At 61.2% G+C, this 23,767-nt stretch carries 17 protein-coding genes; 9 read left to right on the top strand and 8 right to left on the bottom strand.

Annotated features, from left to right (window positions below; translation table 11 throughout):
- Nucleotides 1–30: 30 nt before the first annotated feature.
- Complete coding sequence (locus ACYVGC_RS13375) at nt 31–1,026, bottom strand: transglutaminase-like domain-containing protein (protein ID WP_460584336.1); 996 nt, start codon at nt 1,024–1,026, stop codon at nt 31–33.
- Between the two features lie 222 nt (nt 1,027–1,248).
- Here ACYVGC_RS13375 and ACYVGC_RS13370 point away from each other — a divergent pair, with 222 nt between their 5' ends.
- Nucleotides 1,249–3,840 carry a BamA/TamA family outer membrane protein gene (locus tag ACYVGC_RS13370; RefSeq protein WP_460584335.1) on the top strand — a complete coding sequence of 864 codons (2,592 nt, stop codon included), beginning with the start codon at nt 1,249–1,251 and terminating at the stop codon, nt 3,838–3,840.
- A gap of 200 nt (nt 3,841–4,040) precedes the next feature.
- A complete protein-coding gene (locus tag ACYVGC_RS13365) occupies nt 4,041–4,940 on the top strand; it encodes an NAD-dependent epimerase/dehydratase family protein (protein ID WP_460584334.1) in 900 nt (299 codons plus the stop codon).
- A gap of 122 nt (nt 4,941–5,062) precedes the next feature.
- Here the strand turns inward: ACYVGC_RS13365 and ACYVGC_RS13360 are convergent, their stop codons facing one another.
- Nucleotides 5,063–5,665 (bottom strand): FMN-dependent NADH-azoreductase, encoded by a 603-nt coding sequence (locus ACYVGC_RS13360; RefSeq protein ID WP_460584333.1) that lies wholly within the window; start codon nt 5,663–5,665, stop codon nt 5,063–5,065.
- 306 nt (nt 5,666–5,971) lie between these two features.
- Here ACYVGC_RS13360 and ACYVGC_RS13355 point away from each other — a divergent pair, with 306 nt between their 5' ends.
- Together ACYVGC_RS13355 and serA are read left to right on the top strand one after the other, a co-directional pair.
- A complete protein-coding gene (locus ACYVGC_RS13355; protein ID WP_460584332.1) occupies nt 5,972–7,426 on the top strand; it encodes an ATP-binding protein in 1,455 nt (484 codons plus the stop codon).
- 99 nt (nt 7,427–7,525) lie between these two features.
- Entirely contained in the window at nt 7,526–9,427 is a 1,902-nt protein-coding gene (gene serA / locus ACYVGC_RS13350) for a phosphoglycerate dehydrogenase (protein WP_460584331.1), read from the top strand.
- 108 nt (nt 9,428–9,535) lie between these two features.
- Here the strand turns inward: serA and ACYVGC_RS13345 are convergent, their stop codons facing one another.
- A complete protein-coding gene (locus ACYVGC_RS13345; RefSeq protein ID WP_460584330.1) occupies nt 9,536–9,901 on the bottom strand; it encodes a hypothetical protein in 366 nt (121 codons plus the stop codon).
- A gap of 89 nt (nt 9,902–9,990) precedes the next feature.
- Here ACYVGC_RS13345 and ACYVGC_RS13340 point away from each other — a divergent pair, with 89 nt between their 5' ends.
- Both ACYVGC_RS13340 and ACYVGC_RS13335 read left to right on the top strand, forming a co-directional pair.
- On the top strand, nt 9,991–10,578 hold the full coding sequence (locus ACYVGC_RS13340) for a hypothetical protein (RefSeq protein WP_460584329.1): 588 nt from the start codon (nt 9,991–9,993) through the stop codon (nt 10,576–10,578).
- Nucleotides 10,579–10,584: 6 nt separating this feature from the next.
- Nucleotides 10,585–11,553, top strand: coding sequence for a nucleotidyl transferase AbiEii/AbiGii toxin family protein (locus ACYVGC_RS13335; protein ID WP_460584328.1), 969 nt, complete (start codon nt 10,585–10,587; stop codon nt 11,551–11,553).
- A 42-nt stretch (nt 11,554–11,595) separates the two neighbouring features.
- Here the strand turns inward: ACYVGC_RS13335 and ACYVGC_RS13330 are convergent, their stop codons facing one another.
- From ACYVGC_RS13330 to ACYVGC_RS13320, 3 genes are read right to left on the bottom strand one after another with little or no spacing between them, the layout of a single operon-like run.
- Entirely contained in the window at nt 11,596–11,883 is a 288-nt protein-coding gene (locus ACYVGC_RS13330; RefSeq protein WP_460584327.1) for an HNH endonuclease, read from the bottom strand.
- The gene (locus ACYVGC_RS13325; protein WP_460584326.1) at nt 11,783–12,547 is read right to left on the bottom strand and encodes a hypothetical protein; all 765 of its coding nucleotides are present in this window, start codon (nt 12,545–12,547) and stop codon (nt 11,783–11,785) included. Before ACYVGC_RS13325 ends, ACYVGC_RS13330 begins: the two co-directional genes overlap by 101 nt.
- Before the next feature lie 20 nt (nt 12,548–12,567).
- On the bottom strand, nt 12,568–12,921 hold the full coding sequence (locus ACYVGC_RS13320) for a helix-turn-helix domain-containing protein (protein WP_460584325.1): 354 nt from the start codon (nt 12,919–12,921) through the stop codon (nt 12,568–12,570).
- Between the two features lie 108 nt (nt 12,922–13,029).
- Here ACYVGC_RS13320 and ACYVGC_RS13315 point away from each other — a divergent pair, with 108 nt between their 5' ends.
- Together ACYVGC_RS13315 and ACYVGC_RS13310 are read left to right on the top strand one after the other, a co-directional pair.
- Complete coding sequence (locus tag ACYVGC_RS13315) at nt 13,030–16,215, top strand: DEAD/DEAH box helicase (RefSeq protein WP_460584324.1); 3,186 nt, start codon at nt 13,030–13,032, stop codon at nt 16,213–16,215.
- A 175-nt stretch (nt 16,216–16,390) separates the two neighbouring features.
- Nucleotides 16,391–18,979: a site-specific DNA-methyltransferase gene (locus ACYVGC_RS13310; protein WP_460584323.1), complete on the top strand. Its 2,589-nt coding sequence runs from the start codon at nt 16,391–16,393 to the stop codon at nt 18,977–18,979.
- 98 nt (nt 18,980–19,077) lie between these two features.
- Here the strand turns inward: ACYVGC_RS13310 and ACYVGC_RS13305 are convergent, their stop codons facing one another.
- The gene (locus tag ACYVGC_RS13305; protein ID WP_460584322.1) at nt 19,078–20,949 is read right to left on the bottom strand and encodes an FG-GAP repeat domain-containing protein; all 1,872 of its coding nucleotides are present in this window, start codon (nt 20,947–20,949) and stop codon (nt 19,078–19,080) included.
- Between the two features lie 192 nt (nt 20,950–21,141).
- Entirely contained in the window at nt 21,142–22,614 is a 1,473-nt protein-coding gene (locus ACYVGC_RS13300) for a D-alanyl-D-alanine carboxypeptidase (protein WP_460584321.1), read from the bottom strand.
- An 80-nt stretch (nt 22,615–22,694) separates the two neighbouring features.
- Here ACYVGC_RS13300 and ACYVGC_RS13295 point away from each other — a divergent pair, with 80 nt between their 5' ends.
- Entirely contained in the window at nt 22,695–23,687 is a 993-nt protein-coding gene (locus ACYVGC_RS13295) for an alpha/beta hydrolase family protein (protein WP_460584320.1), read from the top strand.
- The last annotated feature ends 80 nt before the right edge of the window (nt 23,688–23,767 follow it).

The following is a 23,767-nucleotide window of genomic DNA, read 5'->3' as shown; positions in this document are numbered from 1 at the left end:
ACGGTCTTTTCTTGCCTTGTGCTTGCAGCCTTACTTGGCGGCTATGTCCTCAAAGGTGTAGGTGCGCGCCACATCGTCCATGGGTTTACCGTCAGCCTCGGCGTAGGGATACACGAAGTAGTTGAGCGGCGGGCCGGCTTGCTTGGGCACCAGCGTCAGGTCGCGGCCGCGGGTAAACTCGACGCGGTTTTCGTCGTGCGCACCGAAGAAGTAGTTGCGCTTATCGGGGTTTTTGGCGGCCTCAGAAGCATCGACGGGTACCCAGCCGGTTTGCTTGGTGAAGAACTCGGCCCAGCAGTGGTAGCCTTTTATTTCGCCCTTGCCGCGCTCAGTGGGTAGCGGCAGCCCAATGCTGAAACGCGCCGGAATACCCAGCGCCCGGCAGTAGCCAATCACAATGGCATGAAAATCAGTGCAATTACCCCGGCGGGCATCGCAGGCGTAGTAGATGTCGCCGCGGCCCCAGCCCTGGCCGGTTTTGTCGTAGGTGACGGTGCTCACCACGTGCTCGTAGATGGCGCGGGCCTTTTGCAGGTCGGTTTTAGCCCCGGCCTTGTCCACCACTTCCTGGGCCTGGGCCTTGATTTTGAAATCGAGGGGCACGAGGCGGTCGGGGGCCAGCCAGCGGGCGAGGTTGGGGTCGCGGGCCTCGGTTTCGGCGGGGGCATGATCATCGGTAGCGCGCAGGTTGAGGTGCTCGCGGCGCGTGACGCGGGCCGTGAGCGTGACTACCAGCGGGGCAGTGGGCACGGCGGCCGGCCGCAGGTGCAGCATCTGGTTGCCGTACTGGTCGGTTTCGACGGTGTAGGGCGCGCCGGCCTCAATGTGGAGGTCACGCACGTCCTGGCTTTTGTCGGAGTGGGGCACGGGCATCCATAGCTCCACCGTTTTGGTGCCGGCCGCCGGCACGGGCACTGTGGCCCGGCACAATAATTGAAACGTGCGGCTACGCGGCGCAACCGGAGCAGTGGCTGGGGCGGCAGCCGTGAGCAGCAGCGCAGTAGCGGCGAACAGCAGGTTTTTCATAAGAAGGGCAAAAGCACTAGCAATCGACTGCCAAAGTTACGCCGCACAGGGGGGCCGGCCTGACCGGTGGCGAGCTTATAATAAATTGGGGAGTGGGGAGAAGCTAGTAATTTTGCACAGTTTTCCTTCATAATGCCTTCAAATTAGCCTGTTTGGCTACCCCATATTCCGCTTATTACGCTCCGCAATAAGCGCTACTTTGGTGGCTTCCAACTTGTTCTTATGTCCTTTATTATCAGTTATTCTATCTTGCCACGCCGTCTGCTATTAGCTGTTTCTTTATTCGTTTCGATGCGGGCGGCGGCCCAAACCGTGGCCCGCGCCGACAGCATTACGGTGGCCATCGAGCCCACCTACAATGAGGTATCGAAGGCGCACCGGCGCATTTTTGGCGAAAGCTACCGGGCGCTTTGGGCGGCGCCGGTCAAGCTGCCCATATTTCACTTGGTCACTGCCAAGGGCGGGCTCACCATTGTGCAGCGCGGCGGCGGCCTGCAAACCAAGTCGCTGCGCATGAAGGATGCCAGCGGCCAGCAGTGGGTGCTGCGCACCATCCAGAAGTATCCCGAGCGGGGCCTGCCGCCCGCCCTGCGGCCCACCATTGCCAAGGATATTTTGCAGGACCAGGTATCGACTTCCCACCCCTACGCCGCGCTGGTGGTGCCGCCGCTGGCCCAGGCGCTGGGCGTGCCCCACGCCAACCCCCAGGTGGTGTACGTGCCCGACGACCCCGCGCTGGGCGAGTACCGCAAGGACTTCGCCAACCAAGTATTTCTGTTTGAGGAGCGCGAGCCGCTGGACGCTGATAAGACTGACAACACCGAGAAAGCCCAGAGCCGGCTGCAAAAAGACAATGACAACCGCGTGGACCAGGTGACGGTGCTGCGCGCCCGCCTACTCGACATGCTGCTCGGCGACTACGACCGCCACGAGGACCAGTGGCGCTGGGAGCGCACCGAGGGTGCCAAAGGCAGCCTGTATGAGCCCGTGCCGCGCGACCGCGACCACGTGTTTTATAAGCCGTCGGGGGCGCTGCCGTGGGTTTTGTCGCGGCACATATTCAAGTCCAATGTGCAGGGCTACGGCGACCACATCCGGTCCATCAACCGCTGGAACGACAAGGCCAAGTACTTCGACCGCTACTTTCTTAATGAGCTGAGCGAGGCCGACTGGCGCACCCAGATTGCCTATGTGCAGCAGCACCTGCCCGACAGCCTCCTTGCTAGCGCGCTGGCCCGCATGCCGCGTAACATCTACCAGCTCAGCGGCCCCGAGCTGGCCAAAAACCTGCGCGCCCGCCGCGACCACCTGGAGCCGCAGGCGCTGAAATACTACCGCTTTCTGGCCAAAACGGTGGATATTCCGGCCTCCGACAAGCGGGAAAATGTGGCCGTGGTGCGCCAGCCCGAGGGGCGCATCGCGGTTACCATCAGCAAGCGCAAGAAGGACGGCGGCCTGGGCGATGTGCGCTACCAGCGCACTTTTGACCCGGCCGACACGCACGAGCTGCGTCTCTACGGCCTGGGCGGGGCCGACAGCTTTGCGGTAGCGGGCGCGGCGCGCTCGCCCATGCGGGTGCGCCTTATTGGGGGCGCCGGCAACGACGCCTTTGCGGTGGCGCCCGAGGTACCGCAACGCCGCAAGCTAACGGTGTACGACCGCTCGGACGAGCCCAACCAGCTGCCCGCCGGCAGCCAGGCGCGCCTGCGCACCTCCCGCGATACCACCGTCAACCAATTCAACAAAACCAGCTTCCGCTACGGCTACTTGCAGCCACTGCTGCTGGCCGGCTACAGCAAAGACTATGGCTTTCAGCTGATTGGCAATTTTATTCATGTAAAGCAGGGCTTTCGCAAAGAGCCGTATGCCGCCCGCCAGAGCCTGCTGGTGAACTACGGCTTTGGCAACAACTCGCTGCTGCTGGGCTACACCGGCGACTTTAAGCGCGCCGTAGCAGGTAATGACTTGCTGGTGAACATATTATCAAAAGGCCCAAACTACAACAACAACTTCTTCGGGGTGGGCAACCAAACCGAGTTTGCCAACTCCGGCGACCGGCGCATTCGCTACTACCGGGGCGTGTACAACCTGCTTAGCGCCGATGTGCGCCTAGCCCACACCTACCAGCAGTGGCGGGTGAGCGCCGGCGTGGTGGCCCAGTACTACAACGCCGACGACGAGAAAAACGAGCGGCGCTACCTGGGCCTCTACGCCCAGGAGCACCCCACCGAGGAGGTATTCGCCCGCCAGGCCTACGGCGGCCTGGTGGCCAGCGCCACCCTCGACACCCGCGACAAGGAGTTGGTATCGCACCGCGGCGTGTACTGGGCCACCACCCTCACCGGCCTCAACCGCCTCGATGCCAACCGCCACACCTTTGGGCAGGCCCTCACCGAGTTTACGTTCTACGCCAACCCGCTGCGCGACTCCAGCCTCGTGATTGCCAACCGCACCGGGGGCGGCACCACGCTCGGCGACGCCACTTATTTTCAGCAGCTCAAGCTGGGCGGGGCCCAAAACCTGCGCGGCTACTACCTGTGGCGCTTCACGGGCAAGAGCATGGCGTTCAACAACTTGGAATTGCGCCTGAAGCTGCTCGACTTTACGTCCTATCTGCTGCCGGGCACGCTGGGCGTGGTGGCGTTTCACGACATTGGCCGGGTGTGGTCGCCGGGCGAGCAGTCGCAGAAGTGGCACAACGGCTACGGCGGCGGCCTCTACTTCCTGCCCGCCCAACTGCTGCTGGTGCAGGCCGTAGTGGGCTTTTCGGAGGAAGGCGTGTACCCGTATATATCGGCGGGCTTCCGGTTTTAGCGCGCCGGTGGCGGCAAAAGTGGGCTTGGGGAAAAGGCCAGTTCTGGAGCCAACCTCAACAATAGGCTAATTTATTGACTTACCAGTAATTACTTACAAAATAACGGTAGCAGCCTTCCACGTTCTGCCGTAGTAGGGGCACGGGGCGCAGCCGGCGGGCCAGGTGGCCCCGGCCGCCCCTTCTTAGTAAGCCCTACTTTATGCCAACTACCTCCCCTTCTGCCAAGCGCGTGCTCGTGACTGGCGGTACCGGCAAGCTGGGCCGCGCCTGCGTGGCCGACCTGCAAGCCCACGGCTACGGCGTGTTCGTGGTCGATACCGTGCCGCCCGAAAAGGGCATTCCGCACATCATCGCCGACCTCTCCGATTTTGGCCAAACGCTCGATGCCTTCTCGTCGGTGGGCTTCGATATTCACGCCGGCGTGGGCACCGGCCCGGCCTTCGACGCCATTGTGCACCTGGCGGCCTTCCCCACCCCGCGCCAGTACCCCGATGCCCACTTGTTTCAAAACAACATCATGGGTACCTACAACGTGTTTGAGGCAGCGCGGCGATTAGGAATTCACAACGTCATTTGGGCCAGCAGCGAAACCACGCTGGGCGAACCCTTTGATGGCCGCGAGCCCTATGCCCCCGTGGACGAGGACTACCCGCTGCGCGCCAAAAGCGCCTACGCCCTGGCCAAAGTGCTGATGGAGGACATGGCCCGCCAGTTTTGCTACCAAACGCCCGACCTGAAGCTCGTGGGCCTGCGCTTTAGCAACGTGATGGAGCCGGCCGACTACGCCAAGTTTCCGGCCTACGACGACGACCCCGAGGAGCGCAAGTGGAACATGTGGGCCTACATCGACGCCCGCGACGGCTCGCAAGCCATCCGCAAGGCCATTGAGTGGGAGGCCACCGGCATGCACCCCTTCATCATCGCCAATGCCGATACGGTGATGACAAAATCATCTACCGAGCTGATGCAGAAATACTTGCCCCAAGTGCCCGTGAAGAAGGCACTGGGTGAGCACGAAACGCTGCTCTCGATTGACAAAGCCCGCCGCGTGCTGGGCTACGAGCCTGAGTTTAGCTGGCGCGAAGCGAAGTCGCGCTAAGCTACCCAGCTAGATAATACGCAAAAAGCCTTCCGCAAAAAGGGCTGCTACCATTCAGCAGCAGCCCTTTTTGCGGAAGGCTTTTATAATATAACTAGATATAAATCAGATAATTACCTAAACTAAGCGGTGATAGTCACGCTGTCTAGGCCTTTTTGCACGGCCGTGTCCTGCACGCCGGGGATAGCCAGGCCTTCGGCGCGGGCTACGGTCACGTCGGTCATACCCAGGAAGCCTAGAACGGCCTTCAGGTAAGGTGCTACGAAGTCGTAGCCGGCCGACGGGCCTTCGGAGTAAATGCCGCCGCTGGCCATAGCCACGTACACTTTTTTGCCGGTAACGAGGCCCTTCGGAGCGCCATCGACATACTTGAACGTGATGCCGGCGCGGGCAATGTGGTCTACCCAGGCCTTCAGCGTCGAAGGAATACCGAAGTTGTAGAGGGGCGCGCCAATCACGATAACGTCGGCATCCATAATCTCCTGGATGGCGTCGTCCGAGTGCTTGGCGGCGGCGTGCTGCTCGGGCGTGCGGCTCTCGGCCGGCGTGAAGAGGGCGTTCAGCTTGGCTTCCTCCAGGTGGGGGAATGGGTTGGTAGCCAAGTCGCGCACCACTACGTTGCTGCCGGGGTTGGCGGCTTGCAGCTTGTCGATGATGCCGTCGGCGAGCTGAATGCTGGCCGAAGCCCCTTTGCGCGGGCTCGAGATAACGTTGAGAATGTTCATCGTAAAAAAGGAAGTGGCCACGGGGCCGGTGAGATGCGGGTAGTGTTGGAGGCGCTCAGCTACTTACTAGCTGGCGCGCTACAAATGTACATACATTTCATGTACCCACATTGTTTTAACAAGTAAAATTAAACTGGTTGTCTCAGTTAGAGGCAAGAGTATTCTACCCAAGTACTTTTGAGACCTAAGTGTATCCACACTAGGGTCTCGCATCTTATCAGCTACCGTATTACCAAAAGCTTCCTAGCCTTTTTCTCAGTCACTACCGCTCGCCTATACCTTTACGCATTCTTCATTGATACGCAAATGACCGCCTACGATTTGACAGAGATATTGCGCAAGCTATTAGCAATGCCTGCCGAATCGGAACTAGTAGAATTCAAAGAGGCCAAAAACAGCTTTGATAGCGAAAAATTGGGGGAATATTTCAGTGCCTTGAGTAATGAAGCCAACCTGAAAGGAGCTGATGAGGCCTGGCTTGTTTTTGGTATCAACGACACTCAAAAAGCGGTTGGCACTTCCTTCCGCACCGACCCGGTCAAGCTGCAAAATCTTAAGAAAGAAATAGCCGACCACGCTTCCAATCGCCTGACCTTTCGCGATATTCACGAAGCTGCGCACGAGGGTAAGCGCGTGCTACTGTTTGAGATTCCACCGGCTACACTAGGTCAACCAACTGCGTGGAAAGGACATTATTACGGCCGCGATGGCGAAAGTATCGGTCCTCTTAACACTGACGAGCGCCACCGTATTGAACGCCAAGGTCAGCCTATTGTCAATTTTGAACGAGCAATCGCGTTTGCTAATGCCAGTACTTCACACATATTAGAATTACTTGACTGGCAAGAGTATTTTAAGCTATTTGATTATCCAGCTCCGATTGATGCGCAAGCGATAGTAGCCCATTTCTTACAAGACAAAGTAGTAGTGCGCGAACAAGGAACATTTCATATTACTAATATGGGTGCTGTTCTTTTTGCCAGAGACCTTAAGCAGTTTGCTCACCTAGAGTATAAGGGTATAAGAATTATTATTTATAACGGTACGGGCCGAACAAATGGCGGGCGCGAACAGACGGGCCGCTTAGGTTACGCTATAGGTTTTGTAAAAGCGCTTACCTGGTTGAATGAGCGCCTACCAAGTCGAGAAGAGATTACCGCAACACGCCGGGAAGAATCGCCTACTTATCCAGTAAAAGCTATTCGTGAACTAGTAGCCAATGCGCTGATACACCAGGACTTTACCACTTCGGGCTCGTCGCCAATGGTAGAAGTTTTTGACAACAGAATTGAAGTAACTAACCCTGGTGCACCCTTGATAAATGTGCTACAATTCTTAAATCATACCCCAATCAGTCGGAATGAAGATATCGCAGACATTATGAAAACGCTGAATTTCTGTGAACGTCGCGGAAGCGGGGTTGACCGTATCGTGGAGGAGTGTGAGAAGCACTTTCTACCAGCTCCAGACTTCATCCGAGGCGATAATTCCACGCAAGCCATTTTATATGCCCCTAAACCGTTGCGCGACATGAGTTCCCGTGATAAGGTACGGGCCTGTTATCAGCATGCTTGCCTCAAGTTTGCTAACGGAGAAGCGATGTCAAACCAGTCGTTTCGGGAACGAATGGGTATTGCTGAAAAGAACTACCCTATGGCTTCCCGAATTATTGCCGATACGCTGGAAGCAGGTCTCATAAAACCTTACGACCCCGATAACAAGTCAAAGAAGCAGGCCCGTTATGTACCAGTCCTGAGTTAATTCTTATGTAACGGCTATGTAACTGGTGGCTCAGAAAACCTTCTTAATTCGCTGCGTTAGCCGTTTTTTTATGTAACGGCAATGTAACTCTACCCCAAAATGCCCGACGCCGTCGCCCCCCTACCCTACCTCGTTTTCGATTTCGACTCCACTTTCACGCAGGTCGAAGGCCTCGATGAGCTGGCCGATATTGCCCTGCAAGGCCAGCCCGACCGCACCGAGCGCGTGGGCGCAATAAAAGCCCTCACCGACCGCGGCATGGCCGGCGAAATCGGCTTCCAAGAATCGCTGGCCAAGCGGCTGGCGCTGCTGGGTGCCCACCGGCGGCACCTGTCCCCGCTGGTGGCCCACCTGCAAACCAAAGTGAGCGAGAGCATCCGGCGCAACGGCGACTTTTTTCGGGCGCACGCCGACCGCATCTACGTGGTAAGCAGCGGCTTCCGTGAATTTATTGAGCCGGTGGTGGCCGAGTTTGGCATTGGGGCCGACCACGTGCTGGCCAATACGTTCACCTTCGACGCCGAGGGCAACATCACGGGCTGCGACCCGGCCAACGTGCTGAGCCGCGACGGCGGCAAAATCCGCCAGCTGGTGCTGCTCGACCTGGCCGGGCCGGTGTACGTGCTCGGCGATGGCTACACCGACTACCAGATTCGGGAGGCCGGCCTGGCCCACCGCTTTTACGCCTACACCGAAAACGTGAGCCGCCCCAGCGTGGTGGCCCACGCCGACGAGGTGCTGCCCACTTTCGACGAGTTTTTATACCAACTGAAACTACCCATGACGCTGAGCTACCCCAAAAACCGCATCAAGGTTTTATTGCTGGAAAACCCCGACGCCCGCGCCGCCGAGCTGTTTCGCCACGAAGGCTACCAGGTGGAAGAAGTGAAGGGCGGCCTCGACGAAGACGAGCTCATTGCCCGCATCGAGGGCGTGAGCATCCTGGGCATCCGGTCGAAAACGCAGGTAACCCAGCGCGTGCTCGACGCCGCCAACCGCCTCATCGGCATCGGCGCATTTTGCATCGGCACCAACCAGATTGACCTGCCCGCCGCTATGAAAAAGGGCGTGGCTGTGTTCAACGCACCCTTTAGCAACACCCGCTCGGTGGTGGAGCTGGCCTTGGGCGAAATTATTATGCTGGCCCGCCGCATTCCGGTTAAAAACCCCAAGATGCACGCCGGCGAGTGGGACAAGTCAGCCAGCGGCTCGTTCGAGATTCGGGGTAAAACACTGGGCATCATTGGCTACGGCAACATCGGCTCGCAGCTGTCGGTAGTGGCCGAGGCCGTGGGCATGAAAGTGGTGTACTACGATGTGGCCGAAAAGCTGCAACTCGGCAACGCCGTGAAGTGCAAAACCCTTGAGGAAATGCTGCCCCAGGCCGATGTGGTGACGCTGCACATCGACGGCCGCCCCGACAACCTGGACTTCTTCGGGGCCAAGGAATTTGCGCTCATGAAGCCGGGCGCGCTGTTTCTCAACAACGCCCGCGGCCATGTGGTGGACGTGCCGGCCCTGGCGGCCGCCCTGCGCAGCGGCCAGCTCGGCGGCGCGGCCGTGGACGTGTTCCCGTACGAGCCCAAAACCAACAGCGAGAGCTTCGAGAACGAGTTGCGCGGCCTGCCCAATGTGCTGCTCACGCCCCACATTGGCGGCAGCACCGCCGAGGCCCAGCGCAACATCGCCGAGTTTGTGCCCGAGCGCATCATGGAGTACATCAATACCGGCAACACCCAGCAGAGCGTCAACTTCCCCAACATTCAGCTGCCGTTGCAGCAGGCGCACCGCCTCATCCACATTCACGCCAACGTACCCGGCGTGCTGGCCAACATCAACAACGTGCTGGCCAAGCACCACGTCAACATCCTGGGTCAGTACCTAAAAACCAATGAGCTAATTGGTTACGTAATTACGGACATCAACCGCGAGTACGACCAGGAAGTGATTCAGGCCCTGCGCGAGGTCGAGCACACCATCAAGTTTCGGGTGCTGTACTAGTCGATTTCCAGGTTGGTATTTCTGCGCGGGCTGCCGGTAAAAAGCCGGCAGCCCGCCTCGGTTAAGCCCACCCCATTAGAAGCCTTGGCCCGGCCTCTAACAGCAGCGTTACGCCGCCGCCGGCTCCGGCTGGCTCTCCAGCAACCCGGGCGGCAGGCGCAGCGCCTCCTGAAACGGCACCTGCCGCAGCTCGGCCACCGGAATGCTTGACTTCAAGTCGGCCAGCAGCTCGCCCAGCAGTTGCATGGCCTGCGGGGCGGGGCACCGAAACTTGCGCATCACGTAGCCCGTGGCCAAGCCCACCCACTGGTCGATGCCCTGCTGCACGAGCTGCAGGCCAGCATCGGGGGTTTCGCGCAGCTCCGGCTGCTGGTGCAGCCGGTCGGCTTCTTCCAGGTGCAAGCGCACGGCGTTCATGGCCAGGGCAAAAAGAGTTTTATCGCGGCGTAGCTGGCGCGGGCGGGGAGCAGGCATGGGAAGCTCGGATAGGTGGTAAGGCCGCTAAGTTAGAGGCTGCACCTGCACAGGGCCCACCCCGGAAACAACGTAGCTTTGAAGACCTTATGTATCCATTTGAGATTCACCTTACTACGGCCGTGCTGCCCCCCGCCGAGCTGGCCGCATTCGTGGCGGCGTGCGGGCAGCTGCACGCCAAGCCCTTGCTGATTGAGCTGGCGCGCGGGGCCTGCCCCACGCAGCCCATGCTGAGCAAGGTGGTACACGCCCCCAGCCTGGCCGCCGCCCTGGCCGCAGCGAAGGCCGATACCGCTTACCTGCGCCAGCAGGGGCTGCCCACCACGCGCACCAAAATTGAAACCGACGCCCGCCACCCGCAGCTGGCCACGCCAGCGGCCGGGCCGGGCTTCGGCCCCTATTTCGAGTGGCACGGCAAGGTGCCCTACCACGCGCCGGCCGAGCTGCGGGCGCTTTGCGAGCAGCACGGGGCGCACCTGTCGGCCAACGCATTGCGTGGCGAGTCGGGCACCCGGTTCGTTACGCTGCGCGAGTTTGGCCCGGCGGCTGGGTTTGAGCGCCGGGTGGCCGCCCTCGTCGCCGCCCTGCAGACGCGCTGGCCGCTGCTGAAACAAGAGTCAGAATGCTGCTTGTATGATAGCAACCAAGCCCTGGATGCCGGCTGGCTTGCACGTTAAATCGCCATGAACATCAGCCCCTACAAACGCCTCGAAGTACTGGCCTATGAGGCTTTTATTCGCCGGGCGGCCGAGCTCGACCAGCCTTTTATGCTCAAGGGCAGCTACGTGACGCGGCAATACTTTGAGCACCCAGCTGACCGCGTGCCAAACGATTTGGACTGGGTTTACCTGGAGCCGATTGCGGACGTGGCGACTGCCCGCGCCTTGTTCGACGACTGGGTAACCAAAATCACGGAGCTGCCCATGCCTGATGGCATCGTGTTTCGCAGCTTTCGGGAAAACGCCTTTTGGCGCTCCATCGACTATGCTATGGCCGATGATTTTCCTACCGTGAGCACCGATGTGGAATGCTGGATAAACGGGGAGCATTTCGATGGCCTCTGGCTTGATATCTCGTTCAACCTGCCCATCGACCTCCCCAGCCAGTTCTTGGAATATCGGCCGTTGCAGGGCGATGCCTTTCTGGTAGCCCACACCACGCCCCTGGCCCTGCAAGTAGCCTGGAAGCTGCACCAAACGCTGGTGCGCCCCCGCTTCAAAGACTTGTTCGACCTGCTGCACTTGGTGCGGCACCCCAACTTCACCGCCACCGCCCAGCAGCAGGCCCTGCAAGCCCTGCGCAAAGAGTGCCGCGCCGACGGCACCGACCCAGGCCGCCTGCGCTGGCTGCTGGCCGGTGACCTGGCACCCCTGTTTGCCAAAGAACCCGTGGCTACCACGTGGCAATGGTGGCGGCACGGGCCACCCACCGACCGCGGCTACCAGATAGGGACGACCGACGATGCGGCCCACATCACGGATGCCACGCAGTTGCCCGCCACCCTGGCCGGGTTTCAGCAGCAGTTGCAAAACGCATTTCAACAAGCGGGCTTTGACTTAGTAGCCAGGCAGTTACTGCCGCCACCGCCCGGCAGTGGCGTTGGCGAAAACCCCGGCAAGACGTTGCTTGACAAGCTGCGCAAATTTTTATAAAGGCGCTTTTTGCTACTCAAGCGGCGTGTGCTTTTAAAAATATCACGGCATAAACAGCCCGTTGTGGTGCTGCAAATACTGCTTGGCCGGCTGGTCGCCGAGTAGCTTCGGCAGCACCTGTAGCGGCTTACCATCGAAGCGGTAGTACTCCTTGCCATTCTGAAACTCCTCGCGAATGCGCGAGCTGATGCGCACTACCTGGTCGGTGGCGTCGATGGTGATGTAGTGCTTATCGAAGAGCTTGTGCAGGTCGGAGCGCAGGAGCAGGCCATTGCCCACCGAGTTGGGGCCAGCCTGCGAGAAGGGCTGAATGTGAGCCGCCTCCAGCACCGGCAGGGTTTTCTCGCCCGAAATAGCGCATTTCTTCTCGTACGCCTGCGTTACCAACTGCCCGAAAAGCCCCCTGGCCCACGCGCACCTTGGTGAGCGCCTCGCGGTAAATGCCCGGCGACTCCAGCGCCACACTGTCGGTGGCCAGCTCCTGGGTGAAGGCATCTTGCTGGTAGCGCAGCATGGTGGCGCTCACGGCGGCCCACAGCTGGCCGCCCACCGCTTCGGCCGTACTATACACTTTGCCCGTCACGATGGAATTACCCCAGCTTTCGGGGGCGGGTATCCAGTCGGGCTTGCGGAAAAAAATGGGCGCGTTCAGCACCAGGCAGCTGATGAGCGGATTGGGTTCGGGCGGCTTGCCGTTGGCCGCCCGGTACTTCTGAATGGTGTGGGCAAAAGCGGGGTAGTCGGCGGCCCCATTGCGCGGCCCAAACATGTCCCAGGCCGTGGCAATGGGCAGGTCAATCTGGTTGGTAAAAAAGCCAACGCCCGCAATGCAGTGGTGCGGCTTCTTGAGCTTGAGCAGAAATGGCGCACCCGGCGGCACCGCCCCAAACCGGGTGCCCCCGCCCAGCGGCTTCCAAAAATTAATGTCCTCCCGCGGCTCCTGCCGCAAAAAATCAAACCAGTTGTAGTCCGTAACGCCGACGTAGAAATTCATGGCTGACAGAAAGGGAGTGGCTACCGCCCGCGCTCGGCCAGCAGGGCGTTGTACTTTTCCTGCAGCTCGGTGTAGAGGCCATACACGTGCAGGAGCTTGTTTTTGCAGTCGGCCAGCGAGTCGAGCTGGTAGCTGGCGGTGGGCTCGGCGGCCACGGGGTAGGCGGGCGCGGCCAGCTCCTTGAAGTCCTGCCCGAAGTCGTGGTAGATGAGCTGGCCGACTTGCTTGATGAAGTCAAAATCCAGGTTGGGGTCTTCGAGGCGGCGGTAGAGGGTGGGGCGGCTGATGCCCAGCGCGGCGTGCAGCTTAGCCAGCTTCATGCCGCTTTTGGTGATGGCGGCGGCTACGATTTCGCCCCGGTGTTGCTTGGCCATAACGCACTAAGTTGGAGTGAGACAAAAGTGGCACGTTTGTGTCTCGGCAAGATTTCCGGTTTTTTGGCTTTTCTAGCCCTACTTTCGGGTTATTGAATCATTTTTGTAATGATTCAGTCTCAAAAAGTGCAAGTCAACGACTTTCCGGCCGACCAGCCCACCGCGCAGCCCCCGAGCAACCCCATCCTCAACAACCCCTACCAGGCGCCGGCGCGCCACTACGCCACCGACCTGCTGGGCAACCTCGACTATGATAAGATAGCGACCGGCCGGCGACTATTCGTGCCCGAAGTGCAGGCCATGCCCGGCAAGCACCAGGGCCAGAAGGAGGTGTTCGAATTCAACGAGCTGGCGGCCCCCAGCTACGGCACGCACCTAATCAACCTGCTGCGGCGGGAGGTGGGCCAGTGGCGCACCGCGGACTACCCCGACGCCACCCGCGTCACGCGCGAGCTGCTGGCCCACTGGTTTCCCGACCAGGACGAGTCGCCGGTGAAGAAGCTGTTTTTTGCCCAGCGCGAGGCCGTCGAAACCGCCATCTGGCTCAACGAGGTGGCCGGGCGCTCCAACGCGGGCAGCCACATCCTCAACCAGTTGCGCGCGGGCCAGCAGTCGGTATCGCCCCACCCGGCCGACCACCTGCCGCGCATCGCCTTCAAGATGGCCACCGGCTCGGGCAAAACCGTGGTAATGGCTGCCCTCATCCTCTACCACTACCTCAACCGCCAGCAGTACCGCCAGGACGTGCGCTTTGCCGACTACTTTCTGCTGGTGGCTCCCGGCGTCACCATCCGCGACCGGCTGGGCGTGCTACGCGCCGATACCACCGCCGACCGCCACTATGCCCAGGACTACTACCACCAGCGCAAGCTGGTACCGCTGGCCTACGAGAGCCTGCTCGACGGCCTCAATGCCCGGCTGGCCATCGCCAACTACCACCAGTTTGAGCCCCGCACGCTGCAAGGCAACAAGCGCGGCGTGTTCGACGGCAAAATCGGGGCCGACGGTAAGAAGCAGGACGAATACGAAGACTACGCGCAGGTTTTCAAGCGCTTGCTGAGCAGCTTCCGGCCCGGCAGCCGCCTGCTGGTGCTCAACGACGAGGCCCACCACTGCTACTTGCCGCAGGCCAGTCCTGGCAAAAAAGCCAAAGCCAGCAACGGCGACGAGGCCGGCCCCGACGAAAACGCCCGCGCCGCCGTGTGGTTCAGCGGCTTGCGCGAATTGGGGCAGCGCTACCAGCTCACGGCCGTGTACGATTTGTCGGCCACACCCTACTACTTGCAGGGCTCGGGCTACAAGCCCTACACCCTATTTCCGTGGATTGCCACCGACTTCGGCCTGGTGGAAGCCATTGAGAGTGGGCTGGTTAAGATACCCTACCTGCCCGAAAAGGACGACACCCAGCAACTGGATATGCCGGTGCTGCGCAACCTCTACGAGCACGTAAAAGCGCAGCTGCCCAAGATGGGCAAGGCCACCGAGCGCAAGGAGCAGGGCGCGGCCTACGTGGAGAAAAAGCCCGAGCTGCCGCAGCTGCTGGTAGCGGCCCTCGACCAGCTAGTAGCTCATTATGAGGACTATGACCAGGGCATGCGCGCGCGCGGCGAGCGCCGGCCCGAGCTGCTGAGCACCCCGCCCGTGCTCATTGTAGTGTGTAACAACACCGGCGTTTCGAAGGAGGTGTACAAGCACCTGGCGGGCTACGAGTACCACGACCCCAAGCACGGCCGGCGGGTGGCGCAGGGCCACCACGCCGTGTTTTCCAACTACCTGCCCGATGGCTCGGCCCGGCAGCGGCCCCCCACCCTGCTCATCGACTCCGATGCGCTCGAAAACAGCGGGCAGGTGAACGAGGAGTTCCGGCGGGTTTTCCAGGACGAAATCGCGCAGTTTCGGCAGGAGTACCGCCGCCTCTACCCCGAGCGGCCCGCCGACGACCTCACCGAGGCAGACCTGCTGCGCGAGGTGGTGAACACCGTGGGCCGGCCCGGCAAGCTGGGCGCGCACATCCGCTGCGTGGTATCGGTGAGCATGCTCACCGAGGGCTGGGACGCCAACACCGTGACCCACATCGTGGGCCTGCGCGCCTTTGGCTCGCAGCTGCTGTGCGAGCAGGTGGCCGGCCGCGCCCTGCGCCGCCGCTACTACGAGCTGGTGGCCTACGACAAGCACGGCGAGGCCGTAACCGGCACCACCAAGGCCGACAAAGCGCGCATCACCGAGTACAAGTTTCCGCCCGAGTACGCCCGCATTATCGGCATTCCATTCAAGGCGTTTCAGCGCGGTAAGGCCAGCGGCGGGGCGGGGCCCGAGGGCGATGAAGTGACGGCTATTCGGGCGCTACCCGAGCGTAGTGCCTTGGAAATCAGCTTTCCCAACCTGCTGGGCTACCGCGAGGAGCTGGGGCCCGGCGAGCTGGTGGCCGACTTCGCGGCGGTGGGCAAGTTTGAGCTGGACTTCTCCAAAATACCCACCCACACGGAGCTGGCCTCCGCGTTTTCGGGCAGCACCGAGCAGATGACGCTGCAAGCCCACGAGCTGCTGCGCGACGGCGAGGTGGTGTACTACCTCACGCGGGAGGTGCTGCGCTACCACTTTTCCAACGTGGCGGGCGAGCCCAAAATTGAGTTTTTCGGGCCCGTGCAGCGCATCGTGGCGCAGTGGTACCAGCAGTGCCTCACGCTGGTGCACCAAACCGACCCGGCCTTCAAGCGGCTGGTGAAGTACTGGGATGCGCAGGCCGTGGCCAGCCACATTTTTCAGGCCATTACGGTGGGCCAGCCGGCGGCCGAGCGCCGCATCCGGCCGGTGCCCAACTACTACAACCCACTGGGCAGCACGCGCTTCGTGCACGGCCAAACCACGCGCCCCGTTTTTGCCACCACCAAAAGCCACATCAACTACGTGGTGGCCGATACCGAGAGCTGGGAGCAAATCTGCGCCAAGGTGCTCGAAGACCTGCCCGAGGTGCTGAGCTACGTCAAAAACGCCTTTCTCGACCTCCGAATCCCCTACCTAAAGGAAGGCCGCAAGCATGACTACCTGCCCGATTTCCTGGCCCGCGTGCGCGCCCCCACCGGCCAGATAGTCAACCTACTCATCGAGGTCACGGGCATGAATAAGGACAAGGCCGCCAAAATTCTCTACACCGAAAACTACTGGCTGCCCGCCGTGAACGGCGACCTTGCCGCCCTCGACCTGCCGGTGGATGAGCCCTGGGCCTTTGTCGAAATCAGCGAGAGCGAGAAGCATTTTCGCAACCAGCTGGTGGACAAGATTAAGACGCTGTGACGGGTCAGCCGTAGCGCCTCACCCCCCTATCTCCGAAAAGGAGAGGGGGAGCCTAACGCTAGCAACACGAAATCGACTAGCAAGAGTCTGTAAAACAATTTTTATCGACGCCCGCTCCGCCGTGGCTCCCCCTCTCCTTTTCGGAGAGGGGGCCGGGGGGTGAGGCGCCCCCGTCATGGCTAAAAAACCTGCCCCCACCCCGCCTACCCCCGACCCCACCGCCTACCTGCACCAGGACAAGCGCCGCTACATTCCGTCCGAAACGGAGGCCGGGGCCGAGCAACTCAACCCCCAGGTGCAAACCCACACCCTGCGCGAGGTTGATAAAAACCCCATCATTCACCGCGGCCAAGACCCCGAGCTGAAGTGGCTGGGCAAGTACGCCCATGAGGGCGACAACCAGCCCGATTTCCTCAAGCTCGACATCCGCTCGCTCTACCGCCACGAGCACATCCGGCCGCAGGAACTGATGGCGCGCCTCTACCGCGAGCGCCTCGCCGAAGCCAATGCCCAGCTCGGCCTCTTCGGCCAAGACTACCAGCAGGTGGACGAGCTCGACAAGCCCCTGAGCTACTACCAACACCACGCCGCCTGGGAAAACCGCCTCATCCTCGGCGATTCGCTCTCCGTAATGACCTCGCTATTGGAGCGCGAAGGCCTCGACAAAAAGGTGCAGATGGTGTACCTCGACCCGCCCTACGGCATCAAATACGGCTCCAACTGGCAAATCAAGCTCAACAACCGCACCGTCACCGACGGCAAGGACGAGCACCTCTCCTCCGAGCCCGAGCAAATCAAAGCCTTCCGCGACACCTGGGAGCTGGGCATCCACAGCTACCTCAGCTACCTGCGCGACCGCCTGCTGGTGGCGCGGGAGCTACTGACGGAATCAGGGTCTTGTTTTGTGCAGATTTCGGATGAGAACGTGCACCTCGTTCGTAATCTGATGGATGAGATTTTTGGCAGCGAGAATTTCGTGAGCTTGATAACCGTCAAAAAGACGTCGGCCAGAAGCGCAGAGTTACTGGCCGGAATATCAGACTACATCGTTTGGTACGCCAGAAACAAGGAGACTATTAAGTTTCGCCCTATTTATAAAGACCGGGAGATTAACCGGGAGCTGCTGGCCCAATATAGCCTGGTTGAGACCTCGCAGGGCCGGCGACGGCTCACGAAAGAAGAATACAGCGACCCCAGCAGCATAGCAGGCAAGCTGCTCCGGCCAGTTATTCTGACTTCGGAGAAAGGCTATTCTAAAGGCAAAGACCTGTTTGAGTTTGAAGGGAAAATGTATGGGCCGGGCTCGCGCTTCTGGAGCACTTCGCCCGACCGGGGCTTGCCAAATCTGGCCCGCAAAAATCGTTTGATGGCGCAGGGCAATTCCATCAACCTGGTGCGGTATCTGGATGACTTTCCGCTAATGCCCATCGCGGACTTGTGGGATGATACTGCCAGCGGCGGTGGCGAAGACAAGCGGTATGTGGTGCAGACGACCAGCAAGGTTATCCAACGGTGCATCCTCATGACCACCGACCCCGGCGACCTTGTGCTGGACCCCACCTGCGGCAGCGGCACCACCGCCTACGTGGCCGAGCAGTGGGGCCGCCGCTGGATTACGATGGACACCTCGCGCATTGCCCTCAACATCGCCAAAACGCGGCTCATGACGGCCTCCTTCCCCTACTACCGCCTCTACGACGAGGCGGGGCAGGATATCCGCCAGGGTTTCCGCTACAAGGAGGTGCCGCACATCACCCTCAAGAGCCTGGCCAACGACGAGCCGCCCGCCACCGAAAAGCTCTACGACCAGCCCGAGGAAGACAAAAAGCGCCTGCGCGTAGCCGGCCCTTTCACCGTCGAAACCCTGCAAAGCCTCAACCCCGTGGCCCCCGAAGAGCTCGAAGCGCCCAAGCAAGAGCTGGAAAGCCAGGCCCAGTTTGAGAGCCGGGTATTTGCCGGCCTCACGGCCTCGGGCGTGCGCAACGGGGCCAAAAACGAGCAGGCCGTGTTCCTGCGCGTGGAGCGGCGCGCCTCGCCCGCCCTGCCCGCCGAGGGCTACTGGCGCGACGCCGAGGGCCGCGAGCGCAAGGCGTATTTCCTGCTGGGCCCGCGCTTCGGCACCGTCAGCAAAAGCCAGGTGAACGACGCGGTGAAGGAATGCCGGCAGCTCGGCGATGCCGACTGGCTGGTGGTGCTGGGCTTCGCCTTCGACGATGCCATCGAAAACCGCGAACAGACCATGAATGCCGGCACCTTCCAGGTCACGCGGGCGCGCATCGGCGAGGACTTGTTGCAGGAAGGCTTGCTGAAGAAGGACAAGAAAGCCGCCTCGTTCGTGACCATCGGTGAGCCCGAAATCGGGCTACTGCGCGACGAAAAAGCGGGCACCGTCACAGTCGAGGTGCAGGGCCTCGACATCTGGGACCCCATCAACAACCGCCTGGCCGCCCGCTCGGTCGAGGACATTGCCTACTGGATGCTCGACGACGACTACGACGGCTCCAATTTCCTGGTGCGGCAGGTGTTTTTCTGCGGCGGCGAGAAGGGCGAGTTCAAAAAATGGCGCACCAAGCTCGACGGCCAGGCCAGCGCCACGGCCAAGCAAAAAGCCGAGCAAACCCTGCGCATCGAGCTGGACGAGGACGCCTGGGAGCGGCTCTACGGGTTCCGCTCGCACCCCATCGCCCTCCAAAAAGGCAAGCGCGTGGCCGTGCGCGTCATCAGTCAGTTTGGCGAGGAGAGCACGCGGGTATTATCGCTGTAACTTCTTCGCCAAAAGCTTTTTACTGAAAAGTCCCTTGGGTTTGCCACAAACAATGTGGCAAACCCAAGGGACTTTTCAGTAAAAAGCCTGATGCTTAGCTAGTTGCGGCTAACGCGCTGACTGGTAGTGCCGGCGGCCGTGGTAGTGCGCAGCACGTAGAGGCCGGGGGCCAGCGCGGGCAAGTCGGCCAGGGCCTGGGGCGTGGTGCCCAGCTGCACGGCGCGGCTATACACGGTGCGGCCTTCGAGGGTGAGCAGGGCCACGGTGGCGGCCTGGGGCGCATCGGCACCGGGCAGGGCTACTTGCAGGGCATCGGTGAAGGGGCTGGGGAACGCCAGCGGCTGGGCGGTGCGGCTCAGGTTGCTGGTGCGGCTCACTACCACTGTCGGCGAGTAGGCGCTGGTACCATCCTGGTCTAGCTGGCGCAGGCGGTAGTAGCTGGGGCCGGCGGGGGCGGCGGCATCGAGGTACTGGTAGCTGTGGGCGGCCTGGCTGGTGCCGGCGGCGGCCACGCTGCCTACCTGCGCAAACACCTGGCCGTCGGCCGAGCGCTCGATGTCGAAGCGGGCGCTGTTGAGCTCGGTGGCCGTGGCCCAGCTCAGCAGGCTGCCGGCGCTGGTGGCCTGGCCAGTAAAGGTGGTGAGTACCACGGGCAGCGGCGAGGCGGAAAGCGGCGTTTGCTGGGACTGCGTGTAGAGGTAGATAGTCCCGTTCTGGTTGCCAATGAGCATGTCGAGGCGGCCATCGTTGTTGATATCGGTGATGATGGGAGCCGCAAAGCCACCCTCCGCATTGCCGGTGCTACCCATGTTGACGGCCGTGCTGCCATTGGTCGTCAGGTTGCCCTTGCTGGTGAAGGTGAGCGAGTAGCGGGCCGATTGCTCGTACCGGGTAATGGCCCCCAGCTGGCTGCCCACCACAAAGTCGAGCAGGCCGTTGCCGTCGAGGTCAAACACCAGTGGCTTGGCCGTGCCGTTGGCCGCGGCACCATCGGCCTTGATGTTGGCCCCATCGGCTTGGATGTTACCCGCATCGGCCACAAAAGTGGTGCCGCCCACGGTACTGGCTTCGTAGCGCTTCATCAGGCCCGAGTAGTCGCCAATCAGCATATCGAGCTTGCCGTTGCCGTCGAGGTCCGTAATGGCGGGGCGCGGAAACTGGCTGCCCGTTACCAGGTCGCCGCCGGCCGCAAGCTGGATATTACCCTTCGACGTAAACGTAAGGAGCCCGGCTCCCGCTTGCTCGAAGCGCGCAATGCGCTGGTTATCACCGGTGCCCACCAGCAGGTCGAGCAAGCCGTTGCCGTCGATATCAGCTACGGTGGGCTTGGCAAAATCGGCCACCCGAATGTCGGTGCCCGAGCTCAGTTTCAGGTTGCCAGACTTGGCGAAAGAAGAACTACCCACCGCCAACTGCGGCCAGTATTCAATATTGCCGTTGGCGTTGCCAATGAGCAGGTCGGTGCGGCCGGCACCGGTGAGGTCGGCGATGGTGGGGGTCGAGTAATACACTGGCGTCGCCCCGTTGGTACCCCCGTAGTTGGTTTTCACGGTGGCATCGGTAGCGGCGGCCACCTTAATGCTGTTGAAGCTGCTACCCTTCGTGGTTTGCTGCGGAAATGTAACGCCAGAGGTGCTGCGCGTCACGCCAAACTGAGTGGCCGATACCACCGCGCCGCTCGCGGTGGTCACCACCAGCTTGCCCGTGCTGGCGGCCACGGGCACCGTCACGGTCAGCGAAGACGCCGTGTTGGTGAGCGTGTTAATTGCCAGCGACTGCCCATTGAGCAGTACAGATTTGGCATTGGCCAGGCCACTACCCAGAATAGTGATAGTAGTACCCGTGGGGCCGGTAGCCGGCGAGAAGCTGCCAATGGTTTGGGCCGCGCCCAGCAGGGGCAGCAACAGGGCGGCAGCAAAGGCAACCGGGGTAGTTAATTTAGTGACTACAAAGTTATTAACAGATAACATAGGGCAGAAAGGTGCGCTTGGCCAGGGGTTTGATTGAGACAAATTTCCCCCAGCGGCACAGCTTATTCTCCCTGATTTCGCCCAACATCACCCAACGCTATGTGAATGTTCTCTTGGTTCAGTCCAATGTAAAACTGCTACTGCACCTTCCTTTAGTCATACATTTGTTGTTCATCTTCCCCGAGCCAGGCGCTAAAGCCTAGCCCGCACCTCGCTTAGTATCCACTGCATACTGTTGCGGGTGCGCTGGTCGTCGCCCGGAATACCATTGTTGAAGAATGTAACGGCCACCAGCCGGCCGCTTTTGCAGCGCACGTAGCCCGCCAGGTTGCAGGTGTGCGTCAGCGTGCCGGTTTTACCCCAAAACCACGTCACCTTGGGCGGGCCGGCCTCAAAGTAGCGCTTACGCAGCGTGCCCTGGCCCCCGCCGGCCGCCAGCAGGCTCAGCAGGCGCGCCTCGGGCACCTGCTGGTGCAGCCGCACCAGCAGCGCCGTGAGGGTGCGCGGCGTGAGCAGGTTGAGGCGCGACAAGCCCGAGCCATCGACCCAGTCGGGCCGGTCGGGCAAGCCTTTTAGCTGGTTTTTAAGCAGATACCGAATGGCGCGGCCGCTGCTCAGCGAGTCGCGGTAACCCACGCGGCTGCTGGCCATGAGCAGCAATTGCTCGGCCAGGAAGTTGTCGCTCATGCGCAGCATGCGGCGGTAGAGCGAGTCGGCGCGCAGCCCGCGCAGGGTGCGAATACTATCCTGGGTGGGGTGCGGGTGCCAGGGCGTGCCCACAATGGCGCGGCGCAGCGTATCGCCGAGCAGGCGCAGCAGCAGCGGGCGGCTGGTGCGGTAGGGCACCTCATCAATCCATTTCTTGGCGCTAGGCACGTAGGTAAAGCGGTTTTCAAGCGCCGTGCGGTACACATGCATCTCGTCGTCCTGGTCGGGCGAGAGCTTGAAATCGGCCGCCGCCCGCTCGGTGAGCGGCGCAAACTGGCGCGGAAACACCCGCACGCGCTGCGGCAGCACCCGCACCGCCGCGCCGGCCCCGCCGCGCACCACCAGCGGCGCGGCGGCGTAGAAGCGCACCGTGTTGCCATACACCGGAAACGCCGTGCGCTCGGGCTGGAAATAGTACCCAAAATCGTCCCAGGCCCAGCTGGGGCCGTAGGCTGGCACGCTGGCTATCTCACAGTAAGCCAGTACCTTCTCGGGCCGGGTAGCCAGGAAGGCGTAGGCCCGCCGCGAGGGCACGTCGCCGTGCAAAAAGGTAGGGTCGCCGGTGCCCTGAAAAAACAGCGTATCGCCCCGCGAAAAGTAGCGCAGGCTGGGCAGCGAATCGCCCAGCAAGGCCAGGCCACCGGCCAAACTCAGCAGCTTCATGGTACTGGCCGGGGTAAAGTACCGGGCCTCGTTGTAGCCAAACAGCGGCTCGCCGGTTACGGCATCGGCCAGGGCCACGCCCACCTGCTGGCGGCGCAGCGCGGCGCTGCTATCCAGGCGCTGGCGCAGCCAGGGCATGTCGATTTTGCCGGTGGCCGAATCCACTACGAGGGCCGGGGGCGCGGGCGGCGCGGTGGTAGTTTGCCCGCAGGCGGTGGTGAGCGAGAGCAGGGCCGTGGGCAGCAGCGCCGCGTAGCGCCGCACCCGGCAAGAAGTGGCAGAAACAGGTAGCATAGGCACAGACGCAACTTAAGCACGAACGGGGCAGTCGTTGGCACATTCGGGGGCCTATCCTCGCTTTTTATTTGCTTGCCGTGCCGCGTTTTCTATTTCTACTGCTGGTACTAGCCAGCACCTTGGCCGCCTGCGCCCAGCCCAAAACGCCCGCCGACTTTGGCTACCGCCACCTCACCATGCGCTACCAGCGCGACACGGTGGACATGCTGGTGCTCTCCAAAAAAGGCGAGGAGCTAACGCGCAAACCGGTGCTGCTGTTCGTGCAGGGTTCCTTACCCTCCCCCATTATCAAGTATAATAAAGACGGTGCCTACGGTGTCTTCCCCTTTGAAGTTGACGGCTATTTAGCTGATTACCATTTACTAATCATCAGCAAGCCCGGCGTGCCGCTGGTGGCCGATGTGAAAACGCTTACACCGCGCTACGAATACAACGACCCCAAAACCGGCCAGTTACCGGCCGCCTACTGCCAGCGCAACTACCTCGAATACTACGTGGCTCGCGATGCCGCCGTGCTGCGCTACCTGGCCCACCAGCCTTGGGTTGAAGCCAAAAACATTACCGCCATGGGCCACTCCGAAGGCAGCACGGTAGTGGCGCGGCTGGCCCGCCGGCCCGGCCCCCTCAGCCGCGTGGTGTACCTGAGCGGCAGCCCGCTGGGCCGCATGCTCACCGTAATTGCGGGCAACCGCCAGGAGGCTGACTCGGTGGGAGCAGAAAATAATTTTACCTACTGGAAAGAAGTAGTGGCCGACCCCAAGCAAAATAACTGCCTGGGCGACACGCACTTGCTTGTATCATCCTTGTCATCAACCCAAACGCCGCTCGACAATTTTCGGCATAGCAAAATCCCCGTTTTCGTCGGTTACGGCACCCGCGACCGCTCGGCCCTGCTCGAAGACTACCTGCGCCTGGAAATGATACGCGCCGGCAAAACCAACCTCACCTTCCACGCCTACCCCGAACTGGAGCACAACTTTTTCGGCTTCACCAACGGCAAAGTGGACCAGGAAAAATGGAACTGGGACCGCGTGGCCCACGATTTTTTCGCCTGGATGAAAGCAAATTAGCTTATGACTTACGCAAGCTAGGTAGCCAACTCTTGGTCGTTGCTTGAGGCTCGTTATTCGCACTGCTTTTGACCATCCGG

This window comes from Hymenobacter arcticus, assembly GCF_054779975.1.
The sequence above is the reverse complement of the archived record's forward strand: the minus strand, read 5'-3'. Positions and strand labels throughout refer to the sequence as shown.